The sequence below is a fragment of the Carboxylicivirga linearis genome (genome assembly GCF_018271995.1).
Taxonomy (GTDB): domain Bacteria; phylum Bacteroidota; class Bacteroidia; order Bacteroidales; family Marinilabiliaceae; genus Carboxylicivirga; species Carboxylicivirga linearis.
In genome coordinates this window covers 336199-353412 of record NZ_JAGUCO010000002.1, presented here as the reverse complement: position 1 = coordinate 353412, position 17214 = coordinate 336199, and the positions used below count along the sequence as shown (strand labels likewise).

The 17214-nt window shown below is 35.1% G+C and carries 11 protein-coding genes; 7 read left to right on the top strand and 4 right to left on the bottom strand.

All coding sequences use genetic code 11. The annotated features are described in order from the left end of the window. Nucleotides 1-173 precede the first annotated feature (173 nt). Complete coding sequence (locus KEM10_RS04800; protein ID WP_212214180.1) at nucleotides 174-638, bottom strand: hypothetical protein; 465 nt, start codon at nucleotides 636-638, stop codon at nucleotides 174-176. A gap of 385 nt (nucleotides 639-1023) precedes the next feature. Here KEM10_RS04800 and KEM10_RS04795 point away from each other — a divergent pair, with 385 nt between their 5' ends. From KEM10_RS04795 to pyrI, 3 genes are all read left to right on the top strand, one after another. After that, nucleotides 1024-4260, top strand: coding sequence for a S41 family peptidase (locus KEM10_RS04795; protein WP_212214177.1), 3237 nt, complete (start codon nucleotides 1024-1026; stop codon nucleotides 4258-4260). Between the two features lie 424 nt (nucleotides 4261-4684). Continuing rightward, a complete protein-coding gene (pyrB, locus tag KEM10_RS04790) occupies nucleotides 4685-5593 on the top strand; it encodes an aspartate carbamoyltransferase (protein ID WP_212214174.1) in 909 nt (302 codons plus the stop codon). 31 nt (nucleotides 5594-5624) lie between these two features. Next, the gene (pyrI, locus tag KEM10_RS04785) at nucleotides 5625-6083 is read left to right on the top strand and encodes an aspartate carbamoyltransferase regulatory subunit (protein ID WP_212214171.1); all 459 of its coding nucleotides are present in this window, start codon (nucleotides 5625-5627) and stop codon (nucleotides 6081-6083) included. A gap of 51 nt (nucleotides 6084-6134) precedes the next feature. Here the strand turns inward: pyrI and KEM10_RS04780 are convergent, their stop codons facing one another. Continuing rightward, complete coding sequence (locus KEM10_RS04780; RefSeq protein WP_212214168.1) at nucleotides 6135-6707, bottom strand: hypothetical protein; 573 nt, start codon at nucleotides 6705-6707, stop codon at nucleotides 6135-6137. A 123-nt stretch (nucleotides 6708-6830) separates the two neighbouring features. On the opposite strand from KEM10_RS04780, the gene KEM10_RS04775 reads away from it, so the two are divergent. After that, nucleotides 6831-7430 (top strand): flavin reductase family protein, encoded by a 600-nt coding sequence (locus KEM10_RS04775; protein ID WP_212214166.1) that lies wholly within the window; start codon nucleotides 6831-6833, stop codon nucleotides 7428-7430. Nucleotides 7431-7545: 115 nt separating this feature from the next. Then, on the top strand, nucleotides 7546-8619 hold the full coding sequence (locus KEM10_RS04770; protein ID WP_212214164.1) for a methyl-accepting chemotaxis protein: 1074 nt from the start codon (nucleotides 7546-7548) through the stop codon (nucleotides 8617-8619). Nucleotides 8620-8624: 5 nt separating this feature from the next. Here the strand turns inward: KEM10_RS04770 and KEM10_RS04765 are convergent, their stop codons facing one another. Together KEM10_RS04765 and KEM10_RS04760 are read right to left on the bottom strand one after the other, a co-directional pair. Further along, complete coding sequence (locus KEM10_RS04765) at nucleotides 8625-11903, bottom strand: UvrD-helicase domain-containing protein (RefSeq protein WP_212214162.1); 3279 nt, start codon at nucleotides 11901-11903, stop codon at nucleotides 8625-8627. A 99-nt stretch (nucleotides 11904-12002) separates the two neighbouring features. After that, a complete protein-coding gene (locus KEM10_RS04760) occupies nucleotides 12003-12995 on the bottom strand; it encodes a substrate-binding domain-containing protein (RefSeq protein WP_212214160.1) in 993 nt (330 codons plus the stop codon). 479 nt (nucleotides 12996-13474) lie between these two features. Between KEM10_RS04760 and thrA the strand changes: the two genes are divergently transcribed. Together thrA and KEM10_RS04750 are read left to right on the top strand one after the other, a co-directional pair. Further along, nucleotides 13475-15895: a bifunctional aspartate kinase/homoserine dehydrogenase I gene (gene thrA / locus KEM10_RS04755; protein ID WP_212214158.1), complete on the top strand. Its 2421-nt coding sequence runs from the start codon at nucleotides 13475-13477 to the stop codon at nucleotides 15893-15895. Nucleotides 15896-15982: 87 nt separating this feature from the next. Then, complete coding sequence (locus KEM10_RS04750) at nucleotides 15983-17191, top strand: cofactor-independent phosphoglycerate mutase (RefSeq protein ID WP_212214156.1); 1209 nt, start codon at nucleotides 15983-15985, stop codon at nucleotides 17189-17191. Nucleotides 17192-17214: the final 23 nt, after the last annotated feature.

Sequence of the window (17214 nt, the reverse complement as noted above, 5' to 3'; positions counted from 1 at the left end):
ATAACTTGGAATTTATATTAATAACACATGCAAATGTATTATCAAATAGTAGTTATTATAGCATTGAATTCGTCAGATTTCATCAGTAATTAATCAACAGTTCAATGCTGATATTTTATTATTTAAAGAAGATTTTGACTCAGATAAAAAGCAATATTGATGAGTACCTGACCTTACCTTTTACGAGTTGTAGAACTGCTTATACAATTGTGTTTCATTTTTGCTATTGTATCTTCCATTTCAGTTATAAGGCTATTTTCTAATCCCAAATGCAAAAGAGTAGCTTCCATGGTTGATAACACATGTATTTGAAAACGCTGATATTGTTGAAATGAATGTAAAATGTTACTAAAAACAACCTGATTGGGGGTGTGAGTTAAAAAAACAATTACCCTTTTTTCTTGTAGTGAAGGATGTTTTCGAATATTGTCTGCGAATTTTTTGATAGCATCCATATCAATACTAAAAACAGCATCTCTAAAATCGAAAATTACTTTAAGATCTGAATTGTAATCCGGATCTGATAAGCTGTTTGAAATATTGGCATAAATATCTTTAATACCAATACTTTTACTGAAATATCTTATAATGATATTGTACTTCTTGATAATTTGATATGAATGCCAACTGTTTTTCATCAATAAATTGTATTAAAATACTTTGAAAATAGGTTCAAGGGGAATACAAATGTTGTTGAAAGGCTTGATAAAGAATTACATTTCTTACTTTTCAAATATACTAAATGTTATATAATATGAGTAGGAATTACAAATAAAAAGATGATACAAAGTACCATATCTATAGTTGTGCTTCTAGCATAGGACATTTGTATATTTTTAATTAGACAACCTTTAAAGTAATAACTTGTTGATATTATGTTGATGTCTTTGAAATCTGAAAAATGGTACGAATGGAAGAGTTAAAAACTGATATTAATCACATTGACTGAAAAAAAGATACTTATTACATTTGAAAGGTGCATCAATATTTAATGTAACAATTTAATTTTAATACCCATTTACTATGAAGTTACTAAAAGGAGCGTTTATAGCTCTGTTTTTAGGACTTACTATCAAGTCCTTTGCGCAACCTATTTGGATGCGCTATCCTGCAATATCACCTGATGGAACAGAAATTGTTTTTTCTTATCAGGGAGATTTATACAAGGTTGGCGTTAGTGGTGGAAATGCAGTTCCATTAACAATTCATCCAGCACATGATTATCATCCGGTATGGTCACCCAACGGTAAATCCATAGCCTTTGCTTCCGATCGATATGGAAATTTCGATGTTTTTATCGTTCCTGCTGAAGGAGGAAGTGCCCGTAGATTAACATACCATTCTACCAATGAAACACCATATTCATTTTCTCCAGATGGTCAGAGTATTACCTTCTCAGGTGTGATATTGGATGATGCTGCATCTACGCAGTTTCCGTATGGTCGTTTTCCTGAACTATACACGGTTAAAGTTGAATCCGGAGAAGTATCTCAATTATTAACCACTCCTGCCGAAGAGGTTGCATACAGTAAGAATGGCGATTTTATGTTGTACCACGATTATAAAGGATATGAAGATCCGTGGAGAAAACACCATACTTCAGCTGTTACACGAGATCTGTGGAAATTTGATATTGTAGATAAGAAACACACTAAGCTGAGCTCATTTGAAGGAGAGGACCGTCAGCCGGTGTTAAATTCAGACGAACAGACAGTGTATTATTTAAGTGAACAGTTTGGAAGCTTTAATGTATGTAGTTTCCCTTTATCAAATCCTAAAGATGTAAGTCAGGTATCATCGTTTGAGAAACACCCTGTTAGGTTCTTAACTATTTCGGATACAGATATGCTTTGCTATGGCTATAATGGAGAAATATATACACAAATACCCGGAGAAGAGCCTCAAAAAGTCAATGTTCAAATAAATCTAGACAACGGAGGTGATGAACTGGTTTATAAAAGCATGAGCAGTGGTGCCAACGAAATGGATTTATCACCCAATGGAAAGGAACTAGCTTTTATTGTCAGAGGTGAAGTTTTTGTAACATCAACCGAATATGGAACTACCAAACGAGTTACCAATACGCCAGAACAGGAACGATCAGTAAGTTTTAGTCCGGATGGAAGATCTTTGGTATATGCATCTGAGCGAAATGGAAGTTGGAACTTATATCAATCAACTATTGAAAACGACGATGAGTTGTATTTTTCTAACTCAACCCTTATTAAGGAAGAGCCCATTTTAGAAGTTGATGAAGAAACATTTCAGCCACATTATTCACCAGATGGTAAAGAAGTAGCTTATCTTGAAAACAGAGTTACTTTAAAAGTAATTAATCTGGAAACAAAGGCGACTCGTACTATTTTGGGAAGTGATTACAATTATTCTTATTCTGATGGAGATCAATGGTATCAATGGTCGCCCGATGGAAAATGGTTTTTGGTGGACTATACTCCTTATCATTGGCAGGTTAATGAAATTGGATTAATTGCCTCAGATGGGTCAGGAGAGGTATTAAACCTTACCAACAGCGGTTATGGCGATCATCGTGCACAATGGATGATGAAAGGTAATGCTATGATTTGGTTTACCGACAAACATGGTATGCGTAATCATGGAAGCTGGGGTTCAACTGATGATGTTTATGCATTGTTTTTTAATCAAAAAAGCCTTGATAAGTTTAAGTTATCAAAAGAAGAGCTTGAAATAAAAGAAGTTGTGGAAAAAGAGAAAAAGAAAGAGGAGGATAAAGAAGTTAAGGATAAGAAAAGTAAAAAAGAAGATGAAGAAGAAGCCGATGAGTTAATCAATATTGAATTAAAGGGTTTTGAAGATCGTAAAGAACGATTAACTATTCATTCTTCATCGCTGGCAGGTGCTTTATTATCTCCCGAAGGAGACAAACTATATTATTTAAGCCGCTTTGAAAAAGGACACGATCTTTGGGTTCAGGATTTTAAGAAAAATGAAACTAAGAAAGTGGCCAATCTGGGAGGATACGGAGGCTACATGCAAGCCGATTCTTCCTTCTCAAATATATTTGTTCTTTCAGGAGGTAAAATTACGAAGATTAGCACATCAGATAATAGTACCAAGGTGGTAGCTTATAATGCTGAATTGTATTTAGATGGTTATGGCGAGCGTGCTGCCATGTTCGAACATGCATGGCGTCAGGTAATGCGGAAGTGGTATCGAAGAGATCTGCATAATGTAGATTGGGATTTTTACAAAGAAGAGTATGAGCGATTCTTACCACATATTAATAATAACTACGATTTCTCTGAGATGATGAGTGAGTTGTTAGGCGAGATGAATGGTTCGCATACAGGATGTAGATATAGTCATCAGTCAAAAGGCGGGGATCAAACAGCTCATTTAGGATTATTTTACGATAATAACTACAGCGGCGACGGATTAAAAATTGCAGAGATAATGGATAAGAGTCCGGTGCTTGATGATAATACTAAAATCAAAGCCGGAATTATTATTGAAAAAATCGATGGTACAGTTGTAAACAATGCCAATAAATACAAACTGATGAACCACAAGGCTGGTAAGCCAACATTATTAAGCTTGTATAATCCGGCAAATGGCAATCGTTGGGACGAAACAGTGAAGCCTATCACGCAAAGAAGTGAAAGTCAGCTTTTATACGAGCGATGGGTGAAAAACAGAAGAGATGAAACAGAACGTCTGTCGAACGGAACCATTGGCTATGTTCATGTTAAAGGAATGAATTCGGCAAGCTTCCGTGAGTTTTATTCTGAAGTATTAGGTCGTAACCATGAAAAGAAAGCACTTATTGTTGATACCCGCTTTAATGGAGGTGGTTGGCTGCACGATGATTTGGTTACTTTCTTAAGTGGTAAACGCTATGTGGATTACTATCCGGGTGGAAAGTACTTTGGTTCAGAACCCATTTCCAAATGGAATAAACCATCGTGTGTACTAATGAGCGAAGGCAACTATTCCGATGCTCATGCTTTTCCATTTGCTTATAATGCCTTGGAAATAGGTAAACTGATTGGTATGCCAGTACCGGGTACAATGACGGCTGTTTGGTGGGAGCGTATGCAAGATCCATCATTGGTATTTGGTATTCCTCAGGTGGGAGCGAAAGATATGAATGGACAATATCTTGAGAATTCACAATTGGAACCGGATATTAAAGTTCAAAACACCTATGAAGTAATGACTTCAGGCAGAGATCTGCAATTAGAAAAAGCAGTGGAAGAAATGATGAAAGAGACCAAAGAATAATAAATAATTGAGTGCGCATTCATTTGCGTGATTAATATATAATTGGGTAATATCGTAATTTATTGATGTTACCCAATTGTTATTTTTTAGAAGAAAATTCTCTTGGTATTTAATATTAAATTTACGTATCTTTGAACTCCGGAATGAAGAAAGAAACAAACAAATATTGGCTACGAAAACGCCATCAAAATAATCCGGAGGACCGCAGGCCCGCCAATTATCTTTCTTTCGTTAATGCCTGTGTTATTGACAATGAGCAATTTTTCATTTTTAGATATTTTTTAAGAGACCTGATTTTTTTATCAGGTCTTTTTTTTGTGAAATTCATTGTTCTCTTTCTTCCAAATTTTCATTATCGAACCAAAGAAATAAACCAAATATCAATCGTGCCTCTGCGTGCGATTAATCGCTAAAACAATTACAAATGAAGAACAAAAGTTTAGTATCCATCACCGATTTCTCAAAAGATGAAATCATGCGTATAGTGGAGTTGGCGGCAGAATTTGAAGCCAATCCAAATCAAAAGCTTCTGGATGGTAAAGTTGTGGCCAGTTTGTTTTTCGAGCCATCAACTCGTACACGTTTAAGTTTCGAGACAGCTATAACCCGTTTAGGAGGTGGAATTGTTGGCTTCTCCGATTCATCATCTTCCTCTACTACTAAGGGAGAAACGTTGAAAGATACTACTATAATGGTAAGTAATTATAGCGATTTAATTGTGATGCGCCATCCATTGGAAGGTGCCGCCCGATATGCTTCAGAACAAGCTAGTGTACCTATTATAAATGCTGGCGACGGAGCTAACCAACATCCAACCCAAACATTACTTGATTTGTATTCGATATACAAAACACAGGGAACATTAGATAATTTGAATATATTTTTAGTTGGTGATTTAAAATACGGTCGTACAGTACATTCATTGTTAATGGCCATGTCGCATTTTAACACAACCTTTAATTTTATTGCTCCCGATTCATTAAAAATGCCTGATGAATACAAGTTGTTTCTTGATTCGAAAGGAATTAAGTATTATGAGCACAGCGAGTTTACAGATATAATTTCGGCTGCCGATATTTTATATATGACACGTGTTCAGCGCGAAAGATTCTCTGATCCGATCGAATACGAAAAAGTGAAAAATGTATACGTATTGCGTAATTCAATGTTGAATAATACAAAAGATAACCTGCGCATTTTGCATCCGCTTCCACGGGTAAATGAAATTCATACCGATGTGGATGATAATCCAAAGGCCTATTACTTTCAGCAAGCTGAAAACGGAGTTTATGCCCGTATGGCAATTATTGCATCAATTTTAGGTTTAAAGTAATTATTTAACAACAGAAGAAAACTGAATTATCATGGTTATTAAAAAAGAACTAAGCGTAAGTGCGATAGAAAACGGAACTGTAATCGATCATATACCAGCTAATCATCTTTTTAAAGTAATTTCAATCCTGGGGTTAGATAAGATTGAGAGCATGATTACCTTTGGAACCAACTTTATAAGTAAAAAACAAGGTAAAAAGGCCATTATAAAAGTGGCTGACATGTTTTTTGAAGATGATGATATTAACAAAATATCGTTAATTGCACCAACTGCCAAGCTTAATATTATCAAAGATTATCAGGTTGTTGAAAAACGAAGTGTTGAAATTCCTGAGAATATTGTTGGAATAGCTAAATGTTTTAATCCAAAGTGTATAACCAATAACGAAACCATTACCACTAAATTTAAATTAGCCGGTAAAGATCCGTTGGCATTAAAATGTCATTATTGCGAAAAAATTACAACTGAAGATCACTTAGAAGTATTATAGAAATATCATTCCATATATGGAAACTCCTGCCGTTAAGCGGGAGTTTTTTGATTAAAAACGTATAAAATATCCAAGGTTTAAAGCACCTTTATAGCCAAATCCGATTTGACCGGTTAATCCATGTTTTTGTCCCCATTTGAAACCAATAAGGTTTAAGTGGTAAGTTAGTCCTTCCATTCCATAATTTGAATTGTAATATCCTTCTTGCTCAAAAAACTCAAACGCATATCCTACACTAAGTGAACTGCTCAGCTTTAATTTTGGATGATTCAAATACTGAAAATCGAATTCTGGAGCTAGTATAAAAGCTTGTTTGGTTACCCTGGTTTTAAAGGCAGGGTCGTCCATTGTTTCTAAGGTGTAATAGCTTGATATTCCATCTTTAGAAGCTCGGTCGTACATGATATTAACTCCAGCTTTAAACCAACTGTTAAAATGATAAAGATAATTAAGGTTAAAAGCGCCAAGTACATGATAATTATCCTCGTAGGCTTCTGTTCCTTCGAATATTTTTTCAAACCGGTAAATAGATAACGGAGAATAGCTTACTGATAGTTCTTGTTTTTGAGCTTTTACGCCCAAAATACTAAGGCATAGAAATGCCACAATAAAGATGTGCTTCATAAGTGTCAGGTTAAAAATCAATCTTATGACAAATAAACAATGTTTCACACGTATTTAAAAATGGGAAGATGCTTTTTTGCTTACCTTTCTGTATTATTTTTGTATTTCATAAAACAGTTTAAAATGGCAAAACAGGACTGGAAACCCGGTAATATGATTTATCCACTACCTGCTGTAATGGTATCTGTAGGCGATAAACCAGAAAATTTTAATATTATCACAATTGCCTGGACGGGTACAATTTGTTCAGATCCTCCTATGTGTTATATTTCAGTTAGAAAAGGACGCCATTCATATCAGATATTAAAAGAAACAGGCGAGTTTGTAATCAATTTAACCACCAAAGAAACAGCCTATGCTACTGATTGGTGTGGAGTGCGATCAGGGAGGCAATTCAATAAATTTGAAGAAATGCATCTTACACCCGGAGCGGCACTGAATGTAAAAGCTCCAATTATAGAAGAATCTCCTGTGAATATTGAATGCAAAGTAACCGAGGTTAAAGAATTAGGTACGCACGACATGTTTATTGCTGAAGTAGTTAATGTAAAGGCTGATGAGCGCTATATTGATGAAAAAACCGGAGCTTTTCATTTAAATAAAGCCAATCCAATTACTTATTCACATGGACATTACTACGAAGTTGGAAAGCAGATAGGTAAATTTGGTTTTGCAGTTGAAAAGAAAAAAAAGAAGAAGAAAAGAAAGCCTACTAAAAAGTAAATAGTATTAGGGGCGTATGTGATTATTTGATAAGTGAGTGTTATTTTGAACCTTACGACAGACTAAATGTTAATATGTTTAGATCGTAAGCTTTTAACGAAACACCGACCCAAACATGATTAAAAAAAGTATTCTTCGTCGACTGCATTTCTGCATGCTGGCATTTGGTATTCTAATGGGATTTGTTTTCCCAATCTATGCTAATTTCTTTGTGCATTGGAAAGAGGGAATGTTTATCTGGTTTCTGGCAGGTAGCATATGTGCAGGTATCATCGTTGGATTAGTTAGTTATGGATTTGTACGATTGCTACTCATTAAAAAATTGAAAAAGATAGCAGAAGTAGCCAATAGCCTCAGTAAAAAAAATATACCGGAGTTAATATCCATAGAAAGTAATGACGCTGTAGGCGTAATTATTAAGGGTATAAATTCTAGTATTGAAAGTATTAAAAATTTGCTTGAAGAAATATTAAAAATCACAGACTATTCAGGATCTATTTTAAATAATTTTGAAAATGCTAATAATGGTGTAACAACGCTGGAAGACTTACATAAATCGCTTTATTACGTTAAGGAAATAGGAGAGAGGCTTGGTAAAAGTTCAGGTGAATCAGAGGAGGTAGTTCATACGGCTTTACGCTCTATGGGGGTTGTTGAGAGTAATTTTAAGTTGACCAAAGATAAAATTATCAGCTATAAACAAGTTATTGAAGAGATGGTGCATCATTCCGATGAGATAGAAAGATCATTGGAGCAGATTGATAATATTGCTTCCCAAACAAATATAATATCATTAAATGCTTCCATTGAGGCTAGTAAAGCTGGTGAGGCAGGGAAAGGTTTTGGGGTGGTTGCCGGTGAAGTTCGAAAATTGGCTGATATGACGGTTGATTCATCCGCAAATGTATCGTTAAAAGCGAATGAAATTCGTAAGAATCTAAACTCTATGATTGAGATTATTAGTGATATCATTTCCAAAGTAGAACAAAATAATGAGGATGTAGATGTGTTAAGTAAAGATCTTCAAATATTGGGTAAAAATGTAGGTTTTACCAATAGTAAAAGCTATGACTTACACGATTCAACCGAGTCATTACATAACAACTTTGAAAAAGTAAATGAATCATTTAAATTAATGAAAGAACAGCTGAATATAATGAACAGTAAAATAAAAGAGTACCAGTTTTAATTAAATTAAAAAAGTTTTCCTTGCTGGGGCTGGTCCAATACTTCTTCAACCAAATCTTCATCACCCATATACCATAAATAACCTTTCACATTTTTATATCCCATCTGGCTAAGTAGTTTTTTATAACGGTTAACCTGAGAACGGTATTTTTCATTGTGTTTTTCACCAAACTTATAATCAATAACAATTGCTTCTTTATTTTTTATAACAACACGGTCGGGACGATAAAGTCCGTTAGGAGTTAAAATACTTCCTTCATTTATTATAGAATATTCAGGATTAAACCACTCTTTTACTAATGGTTGATTGATTTTTTGATTGATAAAATTTAAAACCTTTTCTTTCTCATTGGTTTTTAGCTGCCCATTCAAAATTAGTTGAGTTACGGCTTTGATAGTATCTTTTGATGTTTCAATTAACTCAAATAATTGGTGCATTAGTTTTCCTTTTTTCAGGTTGGCTAATCCATCTGGAGAATTTAAAACCATACTTTCAGGGTGAACTTTAATTCTATCTCCCAAAGCATAAGTTCGTACAATAAAATTCTCATTTGTAACCTCTTCTTCTTTTACTTTTGAACCGGAAGGAATCGTTCCAAACTCAAAAATCATATCTTCAACGTTCCAGGCTTCGCATAATTCATCTTTTAATGAATCGTTGTCGATATTAATCATATTAAGCTGATTAGCTATGCGATGAAGTACGTTGGAAACATTTTTAATTCCACCTGTTTTGGGCGGCTGCTCTCCTAAGACAACTAAACTTTCTTTTGCGCGTGTAAAAGCAACGTATAAGAGGTTTAAATTGTCAACAAACTGATGAAGCCGTTCATCTAAATACTCATCAACAAAGCTGGATTGCAGCAACTGTTGATTATATGAAACCGGCACCAGATCAATCTGATTAAACGGCTCACTCTGGGGTTTACACCAAATTAAACTTCCAAATCCTTTATCGTCAATTGGCCAGTTACAGTAGGGTATTACAACGGCTTTAAATTCTAGCCCTTTTGATTTATGTATAGTCATTACATTGATAGCATTTTGACCTTCAGGAACGGATATTGCCGTATTCTGACCTTTGTCGTCCCACCAGGTAATAAAATCGTGTGCATTAACAGAGTAATTAGTCACATAATCGCGAACGGCATCCAAAAGGCCCTGAATAAAAATAAACTGATGTTCGTAAATGTTTTTAGGCAATTGGCGTATTAATGTTTCTGCCATTTCAAATAAGGGCTGGCCCTTTAGTTCTAATAGCTTATTCCTTAAGTTTTCAGTAATCCCTTTATCTTGAGTAATTAATGTTGAACCATCGCATTTTTCAATTGCGTCAAGCGAATCTGAGTCAAAGAATTGATCGTATAAGTCAACATAGGCCTCATAAACGGCATTCTCAGGATCTTGTATGTATTTTATTTGCTGTATAACCAGATTTACTGCTGGTGAGCTTCCTAATAATAAGGTTTCGTTAGATATAACCGGATGCTTACGGTTGGATGGTGAATCGAGTCCTGAAAGAAGCGCTTCTGTAATTTGTTGACCTTCTTTTTTACGTCGTACAAGAATACAAATGTCTTTATATTCATAGCCGGCATCCAATAGGTTTTCAATTTCTACCACAGATTGTTGCGTAGCATTTTTCATATAATCAGCCTTCTTGCTTCCTTCAGGGAAGGCCATTTTGATATAACCGCCAGTGCCAATCGATTTGCTAGAAGTCTTTTGCACTGTATCATCATAAGCCTTGGTAATCTTCGTTTTTAAATCATCAGGCATTAAATGTTGAGGGTTGGCTTCTTCAGAAGATTTAACAAACTCGTATTGTAGCATACGTGCCGCTTCTTTAAATATAATATTATTGAAGTTGATAATATGCTCGAAACTTCGCCAGTTGGTTTCTAATATTTGAGGATTGGTGCCAAAATCTTTAAAGTCTTCTTCTACCTTGTCACTTAATAATTTCCAATCAGAATTACGCCAACGATAAATGGACTGCTTTACATCTCCCACAATCATTGCCATTTTATCTTCGGCAACACTGTTTAATAGTAAGGGTTTAAAGTTATTCCATTGTAATCTGGAAGTATCCTGAAACTCATCAATCATATAATTTTGATATCGGGTTCCGGTTTTTTCATAAATAAAAGGTGTATTGTTCTGGTCGATGATTTGATGTAATAAACGATTGGCATCGGCCAAAAGAAAAAGATTTTCATTTCGGGCAATATCCTGAACTTTAAGGGCTATGTCGGTGGCAATACCAAGCGCATTAAGATTGGCAGAGATGGTTTTAGCTGTATAGTAATTGGTTTTTTCTTTAATAAATCGTTCTGAGATATCGAATAGAACCTTATTCAATCCACCGTTAAAACAGTCTGTAATGATGTTGTTATCTGATTCATTGTTTTTCTTGTTATGGCATTCTTCAGGTGAATCAATTAGAGGTATTAATTTTTGAATGGTAAGTAAATCATCCTTTTTTTGAAGTGAGCTTAGTTTTTCAAGGTTTTTTAAAGGAGATCGGGATTTTAAGTGTAGCATGTCGTAACTCACACCATGTTTCTTCATGAGATCTATTCCTTCAACAGCTTTTTCTTTGATGAAAATTTCAAAGTCTTTGATGATCTTTCTTAACTGTTTGTTATAGGCGTGTAATAACTGTTTATTTTGAAGTTTTTCAAGAGTATCGGCATCCAGACTCTGAAATTCTTCTTTAAATACTTCCTGACCTAAAGTCTTTAATTCATTGGCAATATTCCAATCTTTCCCGTCTTCAATCTTTGAAAGGGTGTGATTAATCAGCCAATCGCGCAACTCTTCTTTACCTTTTAATTCTAATTCTCGCAATAACTCATCAACAGCTTGCGATAAAACCCTGTCCGTATCCAGTTCAACCTTAAATCCTGCAGGTAAGTTGGCTTCGTATGCAAAAGAACGCATTACTTTTTGAAAGAAACTATCAATGGTATTGACTGAGAATTTCGAAAAATCATTTAAGATATTAATCAAAAGTTGTCGGGCAATATTTCTTATTTGTTTTGCTGATTTTTGATGAATCGTCATCAGATCAGTAAGGTAATCGGCATCCTCCTTAGTTGAAAGAGCATAAAGATTCTCAAGTATCCTGTTTTTCATCTCTGACGTGGCCTTATTGGTAAACGTAACCGCCAGAATACTTTTGTAATTTTGAGGATCTTGGAATAAAAGCTTAATGAATTCTCCGGATAGAGTGTAGGTTTTTCCAGAACCAGCAGAAGCTCTGTATATTTTAAGTTGCGACATGAATAATCATTTCTTCAAAAATAGCCAATACATCGAGTGTATCAAATAAAAAATAGCCACTTAACTCAGTGGCTATTGTAATTGAAGTAGTTATAAAATCTAGTTGTAAATTTCGCTTTCCCCCATAAACCCTTCCGAAATTACAGTCATTTTTATGTTTTGCCTGTTAACAATACTAGCTTCTAAAAGAATTGCTGGCACTAATCTTTTTCCGTTATTAACGGTGATATTCATATTTGAAGGAGCTTCACCATCAGCTATTTTTATAGCTGCATCAGCCGCTGCAAAAGCAAGGGCTTCTATTGGTTTGTAGATGGTGATAGTTTGGTCTCCGGCTACAATATTACGTACAGCCTGAATATTAGCATCTTGTCCTGCAATCAGAACATTGCCATTTTTTTTAATGTCTTTCAAAGCTATGATAGCGCCGGAAGCTAAGGCGTCGTTACCACATATTATGGCATCTACATCCTGCGTATTTTTAAGATAATTTGTCATTATACGATAAGCTTCATCGGGTAACCAAAAGTTAGAAAACTCATCAACAACCACCTCAATATCACCTTTATCAATTAAGGGTTGAAGTATGTTCATCCAACCAAGACGTAATAAATAGGCGTTGTAATCACTTTTAGGGCCACTTATTAAAGCATATTTTCCAACAGGAGATATTTTGGTAAGGTAGTTAGCTTGTAATTCACCAATGTTAATATTATCAGTAGAAATATAATAATCCAGATTACAGTCCTTAATCAAACGGTCATATGAGATAACCGGAACATAGTTGCGATGAGCCAGCTTAACAATTTCTCCAGCTTCAAGCAAGTCCACGGGAACAACAACCAGAACATCAACATCTTGATCAATCAGACTTTGAGCTTGTAGGATTTGTTTCTGAGGGTCGGTATTTGCAACTTCAACAACAGCAATACCACCCAATTCTTCTACTTTTTGAACAAATAGCTCTTTATCTTTTTTCCATCTTTCGTTATTGAGATCATCCATCAAAAAACCAATTTTTGGCTTTTGATTACAACCGGTAATGAGTATTACCATCACTAACCACCCTAGTATTATGCCAATCCGTTTCATGTGATAATTATTTAGGTACGTAAATTTGTATTTAATTTACAAAATCTATTTGTTAAAGTAAAGAGGTTTACTATTTGGGCAGATGATTATTAGTAGATTATACATTGTTGTTCTTTAAACAGAAGATTGTATATCTAAAAAGATAAAGCCTTACAAAAGACTATTATACTTGATTAAACTGTTATATGAAGATATCTTGACCTTTAATTTGAAAGAATAGTAGATGGAATTGCAAGTAAATTATAAGGATCTTGGTAAATATTAACTTCGATTTAATAGAAAAAACACCAGCTTGTTTTTGAATTGATGATTATCTAATTATATTTGTGTCGTATTCTAAAACAAGCGACCAAAATAATGATGATTTATAATCTTACAAATACTACTACTACAACCACAACCCCTTGGGGGGTATAGTTGTTCTTATCATCAGGTCAGTTTATTATTCTTTTTTTTGTAATCACTTTTTATATTAAAATATGAAAGTACTTAAGTTCGGTGGTACCTCAATGGGCTCTTCTGTAGCCATGCTTAGCGTAAAACGCATTGTTGAAAAAATTAAAGGACAAAAGGTTGTTGTTGTTTCAGCAGTTGGTGGCGTTACAGATGAACTGATTAATGCATCTAAAAAAGCCGTGAAAGGTGAATCATATATTGATGTGTTAAACTATTTGAAAGAAAAGCATAACCAAATTGTTTCCGAATTATTTACACCTTCTGTTGAAGTAAAACTTCAGGAACAGCTTGAAGTTATTTGGAAAGAATTAGAACAGCTTTTAAAAGGCGTAAGCTTAACGGGCGAATTAAGTACAAAGAGTTATGATACCATCTCGGGATGTGGAGAAAGATTATCATCCTCAATTATATCCGCATTAATTAGCAATTCTAAGCTTTATGATAGTCGTGAGTTTATTAAGACTGAAAAGAATGGCAATGGTCATGTTGTTAAGATTAATCCGACCATGCAAGCTATTGGTGAGTTAAAGTTTAGCCTTCCCGAAGTTGCTGTTTTTCCGGGTTTTATTGCCAGTGATGATAACGATGAAAATACCACACTTGGAAGGGGAGGATCTGATTATTCGGCAGCATTATTAGCAGCTGGTTTGGATGCTGATAAATTAGAAATATGGACTGATGTGGATGGTTTCATGTCTGCAGACCCAAGAGTGATAAAACGAGCCTATTGTTTGGAGCATTTGAGTTATGCTGAAGCAATGGAATTATCGCACTTCGGAGCTAAAGTTATTTATCCTCCAACTATCATCCCAGCTTTACAAAAGCAGATTCCTATTTTAATAAAAAATACATTTAATCCTGAGGCTCCAGGAACCTTAATAGATAAAAATACCGACGTAGAAAGAAAAGTAAAAGGATTATCATCTATTAAAGATGTTAGCTTGCTTACTCTTCAGGGAAATGGTATGATTGGTGTCTCAGGTATTTCAATGCGTATGTTTAAAGCATTGGCTATTGAAAATGTAAATATCATTCTTATTTCTCAGGCATCAAGTGAAAGCAGTATTTCGGTAGTTATTAATTCTTCGGATGCTGAAGTTGCTAAAATGGCTTTGTTAAATGAGTTTGAGAAAGAAATTAGCAGAAAGCAGATTAATGGCGTTTTAGTTGATAGTAAAATGTCTGTTGTGGCTATTGTAGGAGAAGGAATGAAGCATACTTCCGGAGTCTCTGGTCAGTTATTCCATGATGTAGGTAAAAATGGTATTAATGTGTATGCTATTGCGCAGGGAGCATCAGAATTAAACATCTCATTTGTGGTTCACGAAGATGACCTAAGAAAGACTTTGAATGTGGTTCATGAAGCCTTTTTCTTAAGTCAGTATCAAGCAATTCACCTGTACTTAGCAGGAGTTGGAACTGTAGGAAAGAGCTTATTAACTAAAATTCAACGACAGGCAGAGCGTCTATTAAAAGTGGAGCGTTTGAGTATACGTGTTGCCGGAATTGCCAATTCGCGACAAATGTTGTTTAAAGACAGAGGGTTGGATATAGATACTGCTTTAGATAAGCTCAAGGAAGCCAGTCCGGGTAATATTGGTCAGTTTGTGGATCAAATTATTGAAAATAACATGTCAAACAGCGTTTTTGTCGACTGTTCGGCAAGTCCTGTTGTGGCAGAGCAATATTTAAAGTTATTACAAAACAACGTTTCTGTTGTTACAGCAAATAAAATTGCAAGTTCATCGGATTATGAAACCTATAAAAAGTTAAAAACAACAGCGGTTCAAAAAGGAGTGAAGTACCTGTTTGAAACCAATGTTGGTGCTGGTCTTCCTATTATCAATACAATGAATAGTATGATTCAGAGTGGTGATAAGATATTACAATTAGAAGCTGTATTATCCGGAACCCTGAATTATATTGTAAATAATGTTTCTGCTGAAAGAAAATTATCAGAAGTAGTGCAGGAAGCCAAAGATAAAGGGTACTCAGAACCTGATCCGCGAATTGATTTGATTGGTAAGGATGTTCTTCGTAAACTGTTGATATTAGCACGTGAGTGCGAGTATCCTTTGGAGGAAAAACACGTGGATATAACACCTTTCTTACCAGAAGAATTTTTTACCGAAGAGTCGGTAGAGCAGTTTATGGCTCGCTTAAAGGATTATGATGAAGCTTTTGAACAAAAACGAAAAGAAGCAGAAGACAACGGTAAAATACTTCGTTATGCAGCTTCGTTAAAACAAGGAAAAGCCAAAGTCGGATTTATTGAAGTGGATGAAAATCATCCTTTTTACAGATTAGAAGACAGTAACAACAAAATTATGCTTCGTACCGATTATTACTACGATCATCCTATGGAGATTAAAGGTTATGGAGCTGGTGCGGATGTTACAGCAGCAGGAGTTTTCGCTGATATTATTAAAGTGGTAAACCTTTAATATTAATTGAGGTTTTTATAAAGGAAAGAATAGTTTGATGATAAAATCATATGCTATTATTTGTTGAAATTAGAAAAACATTAATCTATGAAATATCTAGTAATATTAGCTGATGGATTTGCAGATCATCCGATTGAGCGTTTAGGAGGTAAAACTCCTATGATGGCAGCTAAAACACCACATATCGATCAATTGTGCTGTATTTCAAAATCCGGAATGCTTAAAACAGTGCCTGACTCACTTCATCCAGGATCGGAGGTGGCCAATATGACCATTATGGGATACGATGCGGCAACTTACTATCAGGGTAGAGGAGTTTTGGAAGCAGCAGCATTAGGTATTGACTTTAGCGAAGATGATTTGGTATTTCGCTGTAACCTTGTTAGTGAGGAAGATGGAATTCTATTGAATCATTCGGCAGGTCATATTTCAACTGAGGAGGCTAAAGAATTGATTGATGAATTAAATGATAAGTTGGGTGATGACAGAGTTCAGTTTTATTCTGGTGTAAGTTATCGTCATGTCCTGATAGTAAAAGGAGGGCAAAATGGAATACAGTGTACTCCTCCTCACGATCATCCCGGTGAGAAAGTGGAAGATTACCTGCCTACTCCGGCTTCCGGACACGAAACAGCAGAATTACTTCGCGATTTGATGATGAAGTCTAAGAGTGTATTGGATAATCATCCTGTTAACACCAAAAGAAAAGAAAAAGGGAAAGCCGTAGCCAATATGATTTGGCCATGGTCAGCTGGTTTTAAGCCAAGCATGCCAACATTAAAAGAATTGTATGGTCTGCAAAGTGGAGTTGTAATCTCTGCCGTTGATCTGATTCACGGCTTAGGAAAATTAGGTGGATTACAATCGGTATTTGTTGAGGGAGCCACAGGCTTGTTTGATACTAATTATAGTGGAAAGGCAGAAGCTGCGCTTAAAGCTCTAGAAGAAAACGAATATGTTTATTTGCATATTGAGGCTCCGGATGAAGCTGGTCATGAAGGTGATGTGGATTTGAAGATAAAAACGCTTGAAGATATTGATCAGTTGGTTGTGAAACCAGTATTGGAATATTTAGCGAAGCACAAAGATGATTTAAGCATTGCCATGTTACCCGATCATCCAACTCCTTGTGAGATAAGAACACATACCCGCGATTTTGTGCCTTTTATGATTTATCGTCCGGGAGTAGAGCCTGATTTAGTTCAGGAATATGACGAAGAATCGGCTAAAAAAGGAGGCTTTAGGTCGCTTGATCAAACCGAATTCATGAAAGTATTTTTGTCGGGTAGCAAATAGTATAAACGCTGAAAAGTAACAAA

Excerpts from the sequence above, each read along its gene's own strand:
- KEM10_RS04800 (WP_212214180.1), bottom strand. The coding sequence starts at position 638 with ATGAAAAACAGTTGGCATTCATATCAAATTATCAAGAAGTACAATATC.
- KEM10_RS04795 (WP_212214177.1), top strand. The coding sequence starts at position 1,024 with ATGAAGTTACTAAAAGGAGCGTTTATAGCTCTGTTTTTAGGACTTACT.
- pyrB (WP_212214174.1), top strand. The coding sequence starts at position 4,685 with ATGAAGAACAAAAGTTTAGTATCCATCACCGATTTCTCAAAAGATGAA.
- pyrI (WP_212214171.1), top strand. The coding sequence starts at position 5,625 with ATGGTTATTAAAAAAGAACTAAGCGTAAGTGCGATAGAAAACGGAACT.
- KEM10_RS04780 (WP_212214168.1), bottom strand. The coding sequence starts at position 6,707 with ATGAAGCACATCTTTATTGTGGCATTTCTATGCCTTAGTATTTTGGGC.
- KEM10_RS04775 (WP_212214166.1), top strand. The coding sequence starts at position 6,831 with ATGGCAAAACAGGACTGGAAACCCGGTAATATGATTTATCCACTACCT.
- KEM10_RS04770 (WP_212214164.1), top strand. The coding sequence starts at position 7,546 with ATGATTAAAAAAAGTATTCTTCGTCGACTGCATTTCTGCATGCTGGCA.
- KEM10_RS04765 (WP_212214162.1), bottom strand. The coding sequence starts at position 11,903 with ATGTCGCAACTTAAAATATACAGAGCTTCTGCTGGTTCTGGAAAAACC.
- KEM10_RS04760 (WP_212214160.1), bottom strand. The coding sequence starts at position 12,995 with ATGAAACGGATTGGCATAATACTAGGGTGGTTAGTGATGGTAATACTC.
- thrA (WP_212214158.1), top strand. The coding sequence starts at position 13,475 with ATGAAAGTACTTAAGTTCGGTGGTACCTCAATGGGCTCTTCTGTAGCC.
- KEM10_RS04750 (WP_212214156.1), top strand. The coding sequence starts at position 15,983 with ATGAAATATCTAGTAATATTAGCTGATGGATTTGCAGATCATCCGATT.